Source organism: Brevundimonas sp. Leaf280 (assembly GCF_001422455.1).
Lineage (GTDB): Bacteria > Pseudomonadota > Alphaproteobacteria > Caulobacterales > Caulobacteraceae > Brevundimonas.
The window spans coordinates 50888-65871 of record NZ_LMNC01000008.1 but is presented as its reverse complement, the minus strand read 5'-3'; the positions used below and the strand labels follow the sequence as shown (position 1 = coordinate 65871).

Genomic DNA, 14984 nt, shown 5'->3' with positions numbered 1-14984 from the left:
GCGGCGAGCGATAGCGCCCCGGGTAGCGCGCCTCTTAAACGAGAGACCCGTGGCAGTGTTTGAACTTGCGGCCCGAGCCGCAGGGGCAGGGGGAGTTGCGGCCGGTCATTTCCCAGCCCGGCGGCAGCATCTCGACCGGCAGCTTGGAACGGTCGTCGCCGATCAGCGTGCCTTCCGGGTTCTGGGCCGACGGATCAGCCATCTCGTTCTCGCCGGTGCCGGGGTTCAGGTGGATTTCCTGGAACTCGGGCAGTTCGGGCGGGGCCTGGAAGCGGAACTCGACCGTCATCAGCCAGCGCGTGACGTTGTGGCGCAGGTCGTAGAGCAGGCTCTCGAACAGGGAGAAGGCCTCGGTCTTGTATTCGTTCAGCGGGTCGCGCTGGCCATAGCCGCGCAGGCCGATGACGCCGCGCAGATGGTCCAGGTGGACCAGATGCTCGCGCCACTGCATGTCGATCATCTGCAGCATGAACTGCTTTTCGAGACCGCGCGTCTGGTCGGCGCCGATCTGCTCCAGGCGTTCGGCAGCGCGGGCGTCGGCGGCGGCCAGAAGCCGGTCCTCGATCTCCTCGTTCGACACGCCTTCCTCGGCGGCCCAGTCGTGCAGCGGCAGCTCCAGACCCAGGGTCGAGCGGACGCGCTCGTCCAGGCCGTCGATGTCCCACTGTTCGGCATAGGCCTTGGGCGGCATGTAGCGTTCGACCAGGTCGGACACCACGTCGCGGCGGAAGTCGCCGACCAGTTCGGACAGGTCCTCGGAGTCCATGAACTCCTGGCGCTGCTCGAACACGGCCTTACGCTGGTCGTTCACGACGTCGTCGTATTTCAGCAGGTTCTTGCGGATGTCGTAGTTGCGGGTCTCGACGCGCTTCTGGGCGGTCTCGATGGCGCGGTTCAACCAGGGGTGGGTGATGGCCTCGCCTTCCGCCACGCCGAAGGTCTTCATGATCGAGTCAAGACGGTCGCCGGCGAAGATGCGCAGCAGGTCGTCCTCGCAGGATAGGTAGAATTTCGAGGTGCCGGGGTCGCCCTGACGGCCGGTGCGGCCGCGCAGCTGGTTGTCGATCCGGCGGCTCTCGTGGCGTTCGGTGCCCAGGACGAACAGACCGCCGGCGTCGAGTGCGATCTTCTTCTGGACGGCGATGTCGGCCTTGAACTGGGCCTCCTGGGCCACTTCCATTTCGTGGGAGACTTCGACAGCCATATTGCGCTGTTCCAGCATCCACTTCTGCATCTTCATTTCGAGGTTGCCCCCGAGCTGAATGTCGGTGCCGCGGCCGGCCATGTTGGTGGCGATGGTCACCACGCCCGGTAGGCCGGCGTCGGCGACGATATAGGCCTCCTGCTCGTGCTGGCGCGCGTTCAGGACGCTGTGCGGAATGCCGCGCAGCTTGGTTTCGTAGGTGATGTCATAGGCGGCGTCGCCGATCTTTTCGGCTTCCTTGGCCTTGCCGGCATATTCCGGCTTCAGCGTGCGCGAGACCTCGACCTTGTACTCGAACTTGCTCAGCAGGTCCGACAGCTGTTCCGAACGCTCGATCGACACGGTGCCGACCAGGATCGGCTGACCGGCCAGGTGGCATTCGGCGATCTGTTTGGCGATGGCCTGGTTCTTCTCGGCGTGGGTCCGATAGACCTCGTCGTCATAGTCCTTGCGCTGGATCGGCCGGTTGGTCGGCACCTCCAGCACGTCCATTTTGTAGATGTCGCCGAACTCCTGGGCCTCGGTCGCGGCCGTGCCGGTCATGCCCGACAGCTTCTGGTACAGGCGGAAATAGTTCTGGATCGTCACCGAGGCCAGGGTCTGGTTCTCGGGCTGGATCTTGACGTCTTCCTTGGCCTCGATGGCCTGGTGCAGGCCTTCGGACAGGCGACGGCCGGTCATCATACGGCCGGTGAATTCGTCGATCAGAACGATCTCGCCGCCCTTGATGATATAGTCCTTGTCGCGCTGATACAGGGTATTGGCGCGCAGGGCCTGGTTGGCGTGGTGGACCAGGCTGATGTTGGCGGCGTCGTACAGGCCGGTGGTGTCGGCGGCGAAGTGACCGCCGGCTTCCAGCGCCTCTTCCATCCGCTCGGAGCCCAGCTCGGTCAGCAGGACCTGTTTCTGCTTCTCGTCGAGCTCGAAGGACTCCTTGTCCTTGATCAGCTCCTTGATCAGGCCGTCGAGGATTTTGTAGAGGTCCGATCGGTCCTCGGTCGGACCCGAGATGATCAGAGGCGTGCGCGCCTCGTCGATCAGGATGGAGTCGACCTCGTCGACGATGGCGAAGTTGTGCGGACGCTGCACCATTTCGCGTCGGTCGTAGACCAGATTGTCGCGCAGATAGTCGAAGCCGAACTCGTTGTTGGTGCCGTAGGTGACGTCGGCGTTGTAGGCTTGCTGGCGCTGGCCCTGAGATAGGCCGTTGACGATGACGCCGACCTCCAGACCCAGGAAGCGATAGACCTTGCCCATCGTTTCGGCGTCGCGGCGGGCCAGGTAGTCGTTGACGGTGATGACGTGGACGCCCTTGCCGGGCAGGGCGTTCAGATAGACGGGCGCCACGGCGACCAAGGTCTTGCCCTCGCCGGTCCGCATCTCGGCGATGCCGCCTTCGTTCAGGATCATGCCGCCGGCCAGCTGCACGTCATACTGACGCTGGCCCAGCACCCGTTTGGAGGCCTCGCGCACGACGGCGAAGGCCTCGGGCAGGATCTTCTCCAGCGTGTCGCCGTTCGCCAGCCGGTCGCGGAAGGCGTCGGTCATCATCCGCAGTTCGTCGTCGGACAGGGCCGCGAACTTGGGCTCCAGCGCATTGATGCGCTGGGCGTGGTCCTGGAAGGCCTTGACCTTGCGGTCGTTGGAAGAGCCGAAAAGTTTCTTGGCGAAGCCGAGCATGTCAGATCCGGTAAAGGTCGAGCGTCATTAGAGGAGCGGCTCTGAAATCCCGTGAGGGGCGGCGATACGGACGCCGCGAGAGAGGCCCTGACCGATCGCGGCCCCGGAGCGCCGCATCAGGCGCGCGCGAAGGGCCGCGCAGACGATCAAAACCCCTCGACTTGGGCGCAGGCGGGACTTAAGCACCGGCCTAACCCCTGTCAACGCGAGGGGCTTTCGGCCGCCTTCGACGGAGCGCCCCCTTGACCCCATTCCGGCGATCTTCACGCATCCTGACCGCGGCGCTTCTGACGGCGGCGCTTTCGACCGCCGCCTGTTCGCGATCCGGCGACGACCGGCCGCCCGAACCGGGAGATCAGGCCGTGGCGACGGTGCAGGACGAGACCATCTGGGCCTCGGACGTGAAGCGCGAGGCGGTGGCCCAGGGTTTGATCGGCGAGGGCGAGGCGCTGGATGCGACCTCGGACCTTTTCAGCCGCGTGCTGGACGAGGTGATCGACCAGAAACTGCTGGCCGGCGAAGCGCAGCGGCGCCGACTGGATTCCTCGCCCCTGGCGCAGCGGCGTCTGGAAGCGACGCGCGAGCGTATCCTGGGCGACATGCTGGTCGAGAGCGTGGTCAACAAGGCCGTCTCGGACCAGGCGGTACAGACCCTGTATAATGAGCAGCTGCGGCTGGCGAAGACCTCGGAAGAGATCCGCGTGCGGCTGATCCTGTCGCGCACCAAGCCCGAGGCGGACGCCGTGATCGGCATTCTGGGTCAGGGCGCTGGCTTCGAGGCGGTGGCGGCGGAGCGGTCGATCGACGAGGCGACGCGGTTTTCCGGCGGCGATTTGGGCTATTCGACGCTGGACGTGATGCCCCAAGCCTATGCCGACGCCCTGCGCGACAAGCCGGCCGGCTCGACCGTCGGACCGTTCCAGACCGAGGGCGGCTGGGCCGTTCTGAGGGTCGAGGACCGTCGCAAGGAGAACCCGCCGACGCTGGAGCAGGCGCGGCCGCAGATCGTGCGCTATCTGACCTATGAGGGCGTGCGGCAGTTGCTGGAGCAACTGCGCGGCAAGGCCAAGGTCGATGTGCGCCTGCCCGCGCAGACGCCGCCCGCATCGCCTGCTCCTTCCGCTTCTCCGGGCGCCTAACATGACCAAGCCTCCCTCTACGACCGGCCAGAAGATCGAGCATGCATTCGAAAAGGCGCTGGACCCGTTCGCCACGGCGCTGAAGCGCGCAACCCGCACGCCGGGATCGGATGCGGCGCCAGCCGCCGCGCCTGCGCCGGCCGCCGCCGGCAAGCCGGGTCTGGCCATCTCGCCCCTGGCCGTGCCGTTCCCGACCATTCCGCCGATCGGCGGGGTCGAGATCGCGACCGCGCGCGCCGGCTTCTACAAGCATGAGCGCGACGACCTGGTGGTGTTCCGGTTCGCGCGGGGGACCAGCTGCGCCGGGGTCTTCACCCGCCACAAGATCGGCTCGGCGCCCGTGGACTGGTGCAAGAAGCATCTGGCCGGGGCCGAGGGCGGCAAGGATGTGCGCGCCCTGGTGATCAACGCCGGATGCGCCAACGCCTTCACCGGCAAGGCCGGCGCGGACGCGGCGCGGCGCACGGCCTCGGAGGTCGCCAAACGGTTCGGTTGTCGCCAGCGCGACGTCATGCTGGCCTCGACCGGGGTGATCGGGGTGGTGCTGGACGAAAAGAAGATCGTCGCCAAACTGCCCGAGATCGAGCAAGGACTGGACGCCGACGCCTGGGCCAGGGCCGGGCGCGGCATCATGACCACCGACACCTTCCCCAAGGGATCCTACGCCGAGGCCGAGATCGAGGGCTACAAGGTCCGCATCGCCGGTATCGCCAAGGGGTCGGGCATGATCGCGCCGGACATGGCGACCATGCTGGCCTTCATCGTCACCGACGCCGACATCCATCCGAACGTGCTTCAGGCCCTGCTGGGCCTGCACGTCCGCACGACCTTCAACAGCGTGACGGTGGACGGCGACACCTCGACCAACGACACGGCCCTGCTGTTCGCCACCGGAACCTCGGGTGCGCCGCGCATCGGGCGGGTCGGGGACCGTCGCCTGAAAAGCTTCTCGGCCGCGCTGGACAAGGTGATGCTGGATCTGGCGCACCAGCTGGTGCGCGACGGCGAGGGCGCGACCAAGTTCGTCAAGGTGACGGTGGACGGCGCCGCCTCGCCCGCCTCGGCCCGCAAGCTGGCCAAGTCCATCGCCGACAGCCCCCTGGTCAAGACGGCCATCGCCGGTCAGGACGCCAACTGGGGCCGGGTCGTCATGGCGGTGGGCAAGACCGAGGAACCGGTCGACCGCGACCGTCTGGCCATCAAGTTCGGCCCGCACCAGGCCGCGATCGACGGCGCCCCGTCGCCGACCTACGACGAGGCCAAGATGACCGCCTATATGAAGAACCCCGAGATCGACATCACCGTCGACGTGGGTTCGGGCCGGGCGTCGGCGACCGTGTGGACCTGCGATCTGACCAAGGGCTACATCGAGATCAACGGCGACTATCGCTCGTGACCGCTGCGCCGCTTCCCACCGTCCTGGTCGTCGCCGTCGCCCTGGTTGACGTGGATGGGCGGGTTCTGATCGCCAAGCGTCCCGAGGGCAAGAAGCTGGCCGGTCTGTGGGAGTTTCCGGGCGGCAAGGTCGAGCCCGGAGAGCGGCCGGAACAGGCGCTGATCCGCGAGCTGAAGGAAGAGCTGGGGATCGACGTTAGCGAAAACTGTCTGTCGCCGTTCGTTTTCGCCAGTCACGCTTACGATTCGTTTCACCTGTTGATGCCATTGTATCTGTGCCGACGGTGGGACGGCGTGGTCACGGCGCGTGAACACGACGGCCTCGCCTGGGTGAAGCCGAGCAAGCTTTCGGACTATCCCTTGCCTCCGGCGGACGAACCTCTGGTCGCCTGGTTGCGCGACCTGCTCTGACCACCGCCGACCAGGGAGGCCGGCCATGCGACGTCTTATCGGCCGGTTCCTACGCAATGAGAGCGGGGCCACAGCCATCGAATACGGGCTGCTCTGCGCCCTGATCTTCCTGGCGATCGTGACCTCGATCAGCGCCTTGGCGAACAGCCAGAACGGCGGCCTGGCCGCCACAGTGAACAAGCTGAGCGCCGCCATACAGGCCGCGATCAGCTAGTCCGGCTCTTCGCCCGTCATTTCCTTGACGCCCAGCGCATCGGCCAGCCGCGTCTTGGCCGAGCCGCGCGGCAGGGGCTTCTGCTGGCTGTCGTGGGATTTCCAGCCGGCCAGATGGATGATCTCGAACGTCGCCGGGATGCGGCCGTCGTCGAGACCGTATCGCTCGGCATAGAGGGCGGCGGCGCGCGCCACGATGCGGCGGCTTAGCGGCCGAACGGGTCCGTGCAGCACGTTGGTCTCGCCCATGGCGCGCAGGTCGCGGATCAAGGCGAACAGGTCGGTGTAGCGGACGGTGAAGCGGTCCACGTCCGACACCGGCAGGGCGAACCCGGCGCGCTGCAACAGGGCCGCCCCGTCATAGCCGTCAGCGAAGGGCGAGACACGCGCCTGGGCGCCGCCGCGCTCCTCCAGTTCGACCTCGGTCAGGACGGCGCGTAGCTCTTTCAGGGTGCCCGCGCCGAACAGCGTGCCGATGAACAGGCCGTCCGGTTTCAACGCGCGCCGGATCTGGGCCAAGGCGCCCGGCAGATCATTGGCCCAGTGAAGGGTCAAAAGGGAGACGATCAGATCGGTCGAGGCGTCGGCCAGCGGCAGCGCGTCCGCACCCGGCGCTGCACGCTGGGCCAGGGAGACGGGCGTCTGGATGGGACCGACGCGTCCGGCGGCGTCGCTGGACCGCACCGCCGCATCGAACACGCCTGGATGAGCGGACAGATCGACCGCAGCGGGAAAATCGCGCAGTATGGCTTCCAGGCTCTCGGCGGCGTTGGCGGCGGCGCGGGCGTGCAGGAAGTCGGCTTGGGGGAACCGGGCGGCAGACCGCGCCAACCGCGCCTGACGTCGAACGGCGTCGAAGATGCGCGGGGGGCCGTCGGAAGGGGATTGGGGGGCGGTCATGGACGCACAGGATGGGGGTTGGCGACGCGCCTGGGAAGGGGCGGGCCGTCACTTGCGCGGAGCGGGGCGGGGACTGGCCGACCTGATCCTGCCGCCGATGGCGCATGACAGCCGAGAGGCGACGGCTGCGGCCGGCCTGACGCCCGATGCCTGGAGCCGGATCAAATTTCTGGAAGCGCCGGTCTGCGACGGCTGCGGGGCGGCCTTCGACTTTGACGGCGGCGCCTTCGCCGAGGATCGCTGCGCCGCCTGTATCGCCAAGCCCTATGCGTTCGAGAGAGCGCGCGCGGCTTGCCTGTATGACGAGGCGTCGCGTGGCCTGATCCTGAGGTTCAAGCACGGGGACCAGCAACAGTTCGCGCCCCTGTTCGCGCGCTGGATCGGACGCGCCGCCGCCGATCTGGTCGAAGACGCGGACGTGATCCTGCCCGTGCCGCTGCATCGGTTTCGCCTGTTGTCGCGGCGCTTCAATCAGGCCGCCGAAATCGCCCGGCCGCTGGCCCGGCACGCCGGCCGCGACTATTTGCCCGACGGTCTGGTCCGCACGACCCACACGACCAGCCAGGGCGGCAAGAGCCAGCGCGGGCGGCGGCTGAACGTCAAGCAGGCCTTCTCCGTGACCGAGGCGGGCCGGCGTCGGATCCGGAGGCGACGCATCCTTCTGATCGACGATGTGTTGACCACTGGCGCGACCGGAGAGGCCTGCGCGCGCGCCCTGATCGACGCCGGAGCGCGCGCCGTGGATCTCGCCGTCATCGCGCGGGTGCGAAACGCCCGTGAACTGACTATGTGAAGAGCGCCCTATCGCTCGCCGCGCGGCGGCTCGCTGCTTGAGGGCGCTGGATTTTATTTTGGAGATCTGAACTTGGCCGACGTCGTCATCTACACCAAGCCTGGCTGCCCCTACTGCTTCAGCGCCATGTCGCTCCTGAAGAAAAAGGGCGTGGACTATACCGAGATCGTCGCCTCCAACGATCCCGACAAGAAGGCCGAGATGGTCGAGAAGTCGGGCGGCCGCATGACCTTCCCGCAGATCTTCATCGACGGCCAGCACGTCGGCGGTTCCGACGACATCCACGCGCTGGATCGCGACGGCAAGCTGGACGGACTTCTGGCCGCCTGATCCATGAGCAGCGGGCTCGACATCGCCCTGATCCAGACGCGCACGCCGGCGACGGCGCGAGAGGCGCTGGCCCATGTCGAGCCCCTGATCCGCGAGGCGGCGTCGGGCGGAGCGAAGTTCATCCTGACGCCCGAGGGGACCAATGTCCTGGAGCAGCGCCGAGACCGGCGCGATGCGGCGATCACGACCGAGAACGAGGACGTCGCCGTTCTGGGTCTGCGTCGTCTGGCGGCGGAACTGGGCGTCTGGCTGCTGATCGGTTCGGCCATCGTCCGGTCAGACCAAGCGGGAGACGGCCGCGCCGCCAATCGGTCGCTGCTGATCGATGCGTCGGGCGGGATCGTGGCCCGATACGATAAGCTGCACGTCTTCGACGTGAACCTGCCCAATGGCGAGACCTATCGCGAAAGCGCGACGGTGAGGCCCGGCGACGGGGCGGCGGTGGCGGACACGCCCTGGGGTCGGCTGGGCCTGACCATCTGCTACGACATCCGCTTTCCCCATCTGCATCGCCAGTTGGCCAAGGCGGGAGCGTCGATGATCGCCGTGCCGGCCGCCTTCACCGCGCCGACGGGCGAGGCGCATTGGGAAACCCTGTTGCGCGCCCGCGCCATCGAGACGGGGGCCTTCGTCCTGGCGCCGGCGCAGGGCGGACTGCACGAGGATGCTCGCCGCACCTGGGGGCGATCCACCGTCGTCGGCCCGTGGGGCGAGATCATCGCCAAGGCGGATCACGACGAGCCTTGCATCGTGCGTGCGAAACTGGACATGGAGGCCGTGGCCAGGGCGCGCGCCGCCGTGCCCTGCCTGACCCACGATCGCGATTTCCTGCCCGCTGTTTGACGCCCCATGATCCGCTACGCCCTCAAATGCGACCAGGCCCACGCCTTCGAAGCCTGGTTCGGCTCCTCGACCGACTATGACGACCAGGCGGCGCGGGGGCTGGTGGAATGCCCGTTCTGCGGTTCGCACGCGGTCGACAAGGCGATCATGGCCCCGGCCGTCAGCGGCGCTCGCAAGGCCGATCCCGCCTCTGACGCCGCCGCCAAGATGCAGACGATGATGATGGCCGCCGCCCGCGAGGTCCGCGCCCATGTCGAGGCCAACTTCGACTACGTCGGCGACACATTCGCCCGCGAGGCGCGCGACATCCACGAGGGCCGATCCGAGAAGCGCGAAATCTATGGCGAGGCCACGCCCGCCGAGGTGAAGAAGCTGAAGGACGACGGTGTTCCGGTATCCGCCCTGCCTGACGCGCCGCCAGACCCGTCCAAGGTGAACTGATGACCCTGCAATGGCGGCCCATGCGGCCTACGGACATCGATGCGGTGGTGGAGGTAGCGCGGCTGTCGTTTCCCGACCACTTCGAGGATCGCGCCTGTTTCGAAAACCGGCTGGCGCTTTATCCGCGCGGCTGTTTCGTGCTGGGGGAGGGCGACGGCGCCGCGCGGGGCTATCTGATCGCCTATCCGTGGAAGTCCGAGAGCGCGCCGCCGCTGAACACGGTGATCGAGGGCCTGCCGGCTCAGCCGGGTTTGATCTATCTGCACGATCTGGCCCTGCACCCCGAGGCGCGGGGCGGGGGCGTGACCGGCGCCATCGTCGAGCGACTGGCCGAAAAGGCGACGGAAGACGGCTGGCCCGCCATCGCCCTGGTCGCGGTCAATGACGCTGTCGGCTTCTGGTCGCGACACGGTTTCGTCGAGCAACCCGCGGAGGCCATGGCGGCCAAACTGGCCAGCTACGGCGCCGACGCCCGCTATATGCTGCGACCGCTCTAGCGCCGATTGAGCGCGGTCTGGCCGCCCGCGCGCACGAAATGCATGCGTTGAGGACGGGGCAGGGCGACATAGGCCCGGCGTCTCATTTCACGCTCGCAGACGCTGGCGTCGCCAAGGCTGTCGGGGGTCAGGACGGCGCGATGGACGGCGCACCAGTCGCGGCTGGCGGCGCGGATCCGGCTGGCCAGGATCATGACTTCGCCCGGTCGGGCCATGTTTTCAGCCCCTCGGCGTTCACATGCATGTCCGGCGCTTCGCCCGAGGCCAAGGCGGCGGCAAGCGCCGCTGCGATCATCAAACCCATCGTCATCTCCCATCGGAATGGGCCTGTGTCAGGCCCGTCGGGGGAAGGAGGCGTCCGTAAGCGGCGTCGGATGCGGCGTCGGGTATGAAATATCGGTAAGGCGGGGATCGGCGCGACGAACGCCCGCTCTGGTCTTTCTGTCCACATGCCTGTAAGAGGCGCGCGCCTCCCGCATGCCTTTTCATGACCAGCGGCCGCCCGTATGCCGGCCGCGCCTTTTCGCGATACTCAAATGAACCTGCGCAACGTCGCCATCATCGCCCACGTCGACCACGGCAAGACGACCCTGGTGGACCAACTGCTCGCCCAGTCCGGCGTCTTCCGAGCCAACGAGGCGCAGACCGAGCGCGCGATGGACTCCAACGACCAGGAAAAAGAGCGCGGCATCACCATCCTGGCCAAGTGCACCTCGGTGCTCTGGAACGGCAAGGCGGGTGAAACCCGCATCAACATCATCGACACCCCCGGCCACGCCGACTTCGGCGGCGAGGTCGAGCGCATCCTGGGCATGGTGGACGGCTGCGTCATCCTGGTCGACGCCGAAGAGGGCGTCATGCCTCAGACCAAGTTCGTGCTGACCAAGGCGCTGAAGATGGGCCTGCGCCCGATCCTGTGCATCAACAAGGTCGACCGCGCCCACGCTGATCCCGACCGCGTCCACAACGAGACCTTCGACCTGTTCGCCGCCATCGGCGCGACGGACGAGCAGCTGGACTTCCCGCACATCTACGCCTCGGGCCGCAACGGCTGGGCGACGCTGGACCTGAACCAGCCCAACGACAATCTGGCCCCGCTGTTCGACCTGATCGTCGACCACGTGCCGCCGCCCGCCGTCCAGGCCAACCGCGACAAGCCGTTCCGCATGCTGGACGTGCTGATCGAAAGCGATCCGTTCCTGGGCCGTCTGCTGACCGGCCGCATCGAGAGCGGCAAGGCCGTTCCCGGCATGGCGATCCACGCCCTGGACCGTGAAGGCAAGGAAATCGAACGCGGCCGCATCACCAAGGTGCTGGCCTTCCGCGGCCTGAAGCGTCAGGCTCTGGACGAGGGTTCGGAAGCGGGCGACATCGTCGCCATCGCCGGCATGTCCAAGGCGACCGTGGCCGACACCCTGTGCGCCATGGAAGTCACCGAGCCTCTGCCCGCCCAGCCGATCGATCCGCCCACCATCTCGATGACCGTCTCGGTCAACGACAGCCCCCTGGCCGGTCGCGAAGGCGACAAGGTCCAGTCGCGCGTCATCCGTGATCGCCTGCTGAAGGAAGCCGAGGCCAACGTCGCCATCCGCGTGACCACGACCGAAGGCGGCGACGCCTATGAAGTCGCGGGCCGTGGCGAACTGCAGCTGGGCGTTCTGATCGAGAACATGCGCCGCGAAGGCTTCGAGGTTTCGATCTCGCGTCCGCGCGTGGTGTTCCAGACCGGCGAGAACGGCGAGAAGCTGGAGCCGATCGAAGACGTCATGATCGACGTCGACGACGAGTTCTCGGGCATCGTCATTGAGAAGCTGTCGGCCCGTAAGGCCGAAATGACCGACATGGGCCCGTCGGGCGCCGGCAAGACCCGCATCAGCCTGAAGGCGCCGTCGCGTTCGCTGATCGGTTACCAAGGCGAATTCCTGACCGACACGCGCGGTTCGGGCGTGCTGAACCGCGTGTTCAGCCACTATGAGCCGCACAAGGGCGCCATCGCCGGTCGTCTGAAGGGCGTTCTGATCTCGAACTCTGACGGTGAAACCGCCGCCTTCGCCCTGTGGAACCTGGAAGACCGCGGCATCATGTTCGTCGGCGCCGGCGAGAAGACCTATCAGGGCATGATCATCGGCGAGAACGCGCGCTGGGACGACCTGGACGTCAACCCGATCAAGGGCAAGCAGCTGACCAACGTCCGCGCCTCCGGCAAGGATGAGGCCGTTCGCCTGACGCCGCCGCGCCAGATGTCGCTGGAACAGGCCATCGCCTATATCGACGACGATGAACTGGTTGAAGTGACGCCCAAGTCCATCCGCCTGCGCAAGCAGACGCTGAACCCGTCGTTCCGCAAGAAGCGCGTTCGCCCGGAGTAGTCAGCAATCCCTGACTGACGTGCGGTGGGATGCGGCCTATAGACGGCTGACATGAACGCCTCGCCCAGTCTGGATGACCGCCTTGACGAGGCCGCCCGCGCGGAAGACCCGCGCGCGGCGGTCTCTGTCGTTTTGCGCGAGACCTATGACGCCGCCCGCGCCCGGGCGGAGCGCAAGCTGGACGGCGGCATGAAGGGCCGCGATGTGGCGCGTCTGTACGCCGCCGCCGCCGACGAGATGCTGGCCGGCCTGTGGCGGGTGGCGACCCAGACGCTGTGGCCGACCTCGCCGGTCGAGGCCGAGCGGCTGGCCCTGGTCGCGGTCGGGGGCTACGGCCGGGGCGTGCTGGCGCCCCATTCCGATCTCGACCTGCTGTTTCTGAGATCGTCCAAAGCGACGCCGCGCGGCGAGCAGGTGATCCAGTTCGTCCTCTATGTGCTGTGGGACCTGGGGGCCAAGGTCGGGTCGGCGGTGCGCTCGGTCGAAGAGTGTCTGAACCTGTCGCGCACCGACATGACGGTGCGGACGACCCTGCTGGAGGCGCGTCCGCTGGCGGGGGACGAGGCGCTGGCCCAGCTGATGATCGGCCGGTTTCGCGACATGGTGTCGAAATCCGATCCGCGCCCCTTCATCGCCGCCAAGCTGGAGGAGCGGGCCGCCCGGCACGAAAAGGCCGGCTCGACCCGCTACAAGGTCGAACCCAACGTCAAGGACGGCAAGGGGGGCTTGCGCGACCTGAACACCCTGTACTGGATCGCCCGGTCCCTGGCGCCCGAAAGTCGGCTGGGCGCCACGGTGATGGACGAACTGTTCACCCCGCGCGAGCGACGAACGTCGGACGAGGCGTTCGACTTCCTGTGGCGGGTCCGCATCCATCTGCATCTGATCGCGGGCCGGGCCGAAGAGAAGCTGACCTTCGACATGCAGCCCGAGGTCGCCCGGCGCATGGGCTGGCGCGGGCGCGGCGACGAGCCGGCGGTCGAGCGGTTCATGCGGCGATACTTTCTGGTGGCCCGCGACGTCGGCGCCCTGACCCGCGCCATGTCGGCCAAGCTTGAGGCGCGCCACCAGAAGACGGCGCACGGCCTGTCGCGTCTGATGGCGCCGTTCCGGCCCGCCCCCCGGCGCAAGCTGGAGGTCGAGGGGTTCTGGATCGATCAGGGGCGTCTGTCGGTCGAGGGGCCGGAGGTGTTCGCCGCCGATCCGGTCAAGCTGCTGACCCTTTTCGTCTGCGCCGACAAGCACGACCTGGACCTGCATCCGGACGCCTTTTCGGCGGTGACGCGCTCGCTGTCGCTGGTGACGCCCCGGCTGAGGCGCGATCCGGCGGCGACGCGGGCGTTCCTGGACGTTCTGGCGCACGGGCAGCGGCCCTATCGCGTCCTGACCATCATGAACGAGACGGGTTTACTGGGCCGGTTCCTGCCTGAATGGGGGCGGATAGTCGGCCAGACCCAGTTCAACATGTACCACGCCTATACGGTCGACGAGCACACGCTTCAGGCCATCGGCATCATCAACGACATCGCGCGCGGCAAGCTGAAGACCGACCACCCCATGGCCAGCGAGATCGTGCATCTGATCTCGGACATGGAAGCCCTGATGCTGGGAATGCTGCTGCACGACGTGGGCAAGGGCGGCGAGCGGGGGCAGTTGGAGGACGGCGCCATCGCCGCGCGTCGGGCCTGTGAGCGGCTGGGCGTCGATCCGCGCCGGATCGAACTGGTGGTCTGGCTGGTGCGCAGCCATCTGGCGCTGTCGGACTATGCCCAGAAGCGCGACCTGTCGGACCCGGCGACGATCCGCGCATTCGCCGAACTGGTCGGCGATCCCGAGCGACTGCGGATGCTGCTGGTCCTGACCGTCGCCGACATCCGGGCCGTGGGGCCGGGGGTGTGGAACGGCTGGAAGGGTCAGCTGATGCGCACCCTCTACAATCAGGTCGCCGCCCTGTTCCGGGGCGAGGACGTGACGCGCGAGGATCCGCTGGCGGCGCATCCGGCCCTGGTCCAGCGGGCGCGCGAGACGGGCGCGGCGGCCGAGAGCGCGCCCACCGCGCCGGTGCAGGGGCTGACGGTGCAGACCACCGAAATCTCCATCGCAGCGGCCGACCGACCGGGCCTGTTCGCCGATCTGGCCCAGACCATGGCCGCCCTGGGCGCCGACGTGACCGACGCCCGCGTGGCGACAGAGGACGGTGTCGTTCTGGACGTGTTTCGTGTTCAGGACGGAGCGGGCCTGCCCTATGGCCAGGCCGAGCCGCGTCGCCTGAAGGCTTTGGTCGAGGCCCTGGAAAAGGCCGCGCGGGGCGAGGGCCGCATCGGCCAGGCCCCCGATCCGACCGGCAATGCGCGCAAGGCGGCCTTCGAAGTCCGGCCCGTGGTCATGGTCGATCACCACGCCAGCGAGGTCGCCACCGTGGTCGAGGTGTCCTGCGCCGACCGGCCGGGCCTGCTGGCGGACCTGTCGCGCGTGTTCAACGACGAAGGCCTGAGCATCCGCTCCGCCCATGTCGCCAGCTATGGCGAGCGGGCGGTGGACAGCTTCTACGTCGTGGATCGCAAGGGGCGAAAGATCACCTCGGAACAGCGGATCGCCGAACTGCGCACCGCGCTTGAGGCCGTGCTGGACAGCCGCGCGCCCGCGCCCGCCGGACGCAAGGTCGCCTCGGCCCGCGCCAGCGCACGCGACGTCTCCGACCTGGGCCGCCGCAGCCCGCGCGCAAAGCCCGTATCGCCCGGCGAACAAGCGCGCTAAGCGACAACCTTC

14 protein-coding genes are annotated in these 14984 nt (G+C 67.6%); 11 read left to right on the top strand and 3 right to left on the bottom strand.

All coding sequences use genetic code 11. The annotated features are described in order from the left end of the window. Positions 1–34: 34 nt before the first annotated feature. Positions 35–2884 (bottom strand): preprotein translocase subunit SecA, encoded by a 2850-nt coding sequence (gene secA, locus ASF31_RS13375; protein ID WP_055755101.1) that lies wholly within the window; start codon positions 2882–2884, stop codon positions 35–37. 242 nt (positions 2885–3126) lie between these two features. On the opposite strand from secA, the gene ASF31_RS13370 reads away from it, so the two are divergent. Genes ASF31_RS13370 through ASF31_RS13355 form a run of 4 tightly spaced genes read left to right on the top strand, consistent with a single transcriptional unit; the run spans position 3127 to position 6043 of the window. Further along, positions 3127–4023 (top strand): peptidylprolyl isomerase, encoded by an 897-nt coding sequence (locus ASF31_RS13370; protein WP_235551341.1) that lies wholly within the window; start codon positions 3127–3129, stop codon positions 4021–4023. A 1-nt stretch (position 4024) separates the two neighbouring features. Continuing rightward, positions 4025–5419: a bifunctional glutamate N-acetyltransferase/amino-acid acetyltransferase ArgJ gene (argJ, locus tag ASF31_RS13365; RefSeq protein ID WP_055755100.1), complete on the top strand. Its 1395-nt coding sequence runs from the start codon at positions 4025–4027 to the stop codon at positions 5417–5419. Beyond that, complete coding sequence (locus tag ASF31_RS13360; protein WP_055755099.1) at positions 5416–5829, top strand: (deoxy)nucleoside triphosphate pyrophosphohydrolase; 414 nt, start codon at positions 5416–5418, stop codon at positions 5827–5829. The genes argJ and ASF31_RS13360 overlap by 4 nt, the downstream gene beginning before the upstream one ends. A gap of 25 nt (positions 5830–5854) precedes the next feature. Beyond that, positions 5855–6043: a Flp family type IVb pilin gene (locus tag ASF31_RS13355; RefSeq protein ID WP_039246696.1), complete on the top strand. Its 189-nt coding sequence runs from the start codon at positions 5855–5857 to the stop codon at positions 6041–6043. On the opposite strand, the gene ASF31_RS13350 is transcribed toward ASF31_RS13355, so the two are convergent. Further along, a complete protein-coding gene (locus ASF31_RS13350; RefSeq protein ID WP_055755098.1) occupies positions 6040–6942 on the bottom strand; it encodes a methyltransferase domain-containing protein in 903 nt (300 codons plus the stop codon). The two genes, ASF31_RS13355 and ASF31_RS13350, sit on opposite strands and share 4 nt — an antisense overlap. On the opposite strand from ASF31_RS13350, the gene ASF31_RS13345 reads away from it, so the two are divergent. The 5 genes from ASF31_RS13345 (at position 6941) to ASF31_RS13325 (ending at position 9846) form a co-directional block, all read left to right on the top strand. Beyond that, entirely contained in the window at positions 6941–7735 is a 795-nt protein-coding gene (locus ASF31_RS13345; protein ID WP_055755097.1) for a ComF family protein, read from the top strand. The genes ASF31_RS13350 and ASF31_RS13345 overlap by 2 nt on opposite strands. A 72-nt stretch (positions 7736–7807) precedes the next feature. After that, complete coding sequence (gene grxC, locus ASF31_RS13340; RefSeq protein WP_055755096.1) at positions 7808–8065, top strand: glutaredoxin 3; 258 nt, start codon at positions 7808–7810, stop codon at positions 8063–8065. A 3-nt stretch (positions 8066–8068) separates the two neighbouring features. Further along, complete coding sequence (locus tag ASF31_RS13335) at positions 8069–8908, top strand: carbon-nitrogen hydrolase family protein (RefSeq protein ID WP_055755095.1); 840 nt, start codon at positions 8069–8071, stop codon at positions 8906–8908. A 6-nt stretch (positions 8909–8914) separates the two neighbouring features. Then, the gene (locus ASF31_RS13330) at positions 8915–9349 is read left to right on the top strand and encodes a DUF1178 family protein (protein ID WP_055755094.1); all 435 of its coding nucleotides are present in this window, start codon (positions 8915–8917) and stop codon (positions 9347–9349) included. Then, positions 9349–9846 carry a GNAT family N-acetyltransferase gene (locus ASF31_RS13325; RefSeq protein ID WP_055755093.1) on the top strand — a complete coding sequence of 166 codons (498 nt, stop codon included), beginning with the start codon at positions 9349–9351 and terminating at the stop codon, positions 9844–9846. Before ASF31_RS13330 ends, ASF31_RS13325 begins: the two co-directional genes overlap by 1 nt. On the opposite strand, the gene ASF31_RS13320 is transcribed toward ASF31_RS13325, so the two are convergent. Then, entirely contained in the window at positions 9843–10061 is a 219-nt protein-coding gene (locus ASF31_RS13320) for a hypothetical protein (RefSeq protein ID WP_156356060.1), read from the bottom strand. The two genes, ASF31_RS13325 and ASF31_RS13320, sit on opposite strands and share 4 nt — an antisense overlap. A 321-nt stretch (positions 10062–10382) precedes the next feature. Here ASF31_RS13320 and typA point away from each other — a divergent pair, with 321 nt between their 5' ends. Further along, positions 10383–12215 (top strand): translational GTPase TypA, encoded by a 1833-nt coding sequence (gene typA / locus ASF31_RS13315; protein ID WP_055755091.1) that lies wholly within the window; start codon positions 10383–10385, stop codon positions 12213–12215. A 51-nt stretch (positions 12216–12266) separates the two neighbouring features. Next, positions 12267–14972, top strand: coding sequence for a [protein-PII] uridylyltransferase (gene glnD, locus ASF31_RS13310; protein WP_055755090.1), 2706 nt, complete (start codon positions 12267–12269; stop codon positions 14970–14972). The last annotated feature ends 12 nt before the right edge of the window (positions 14973–14984 follow it).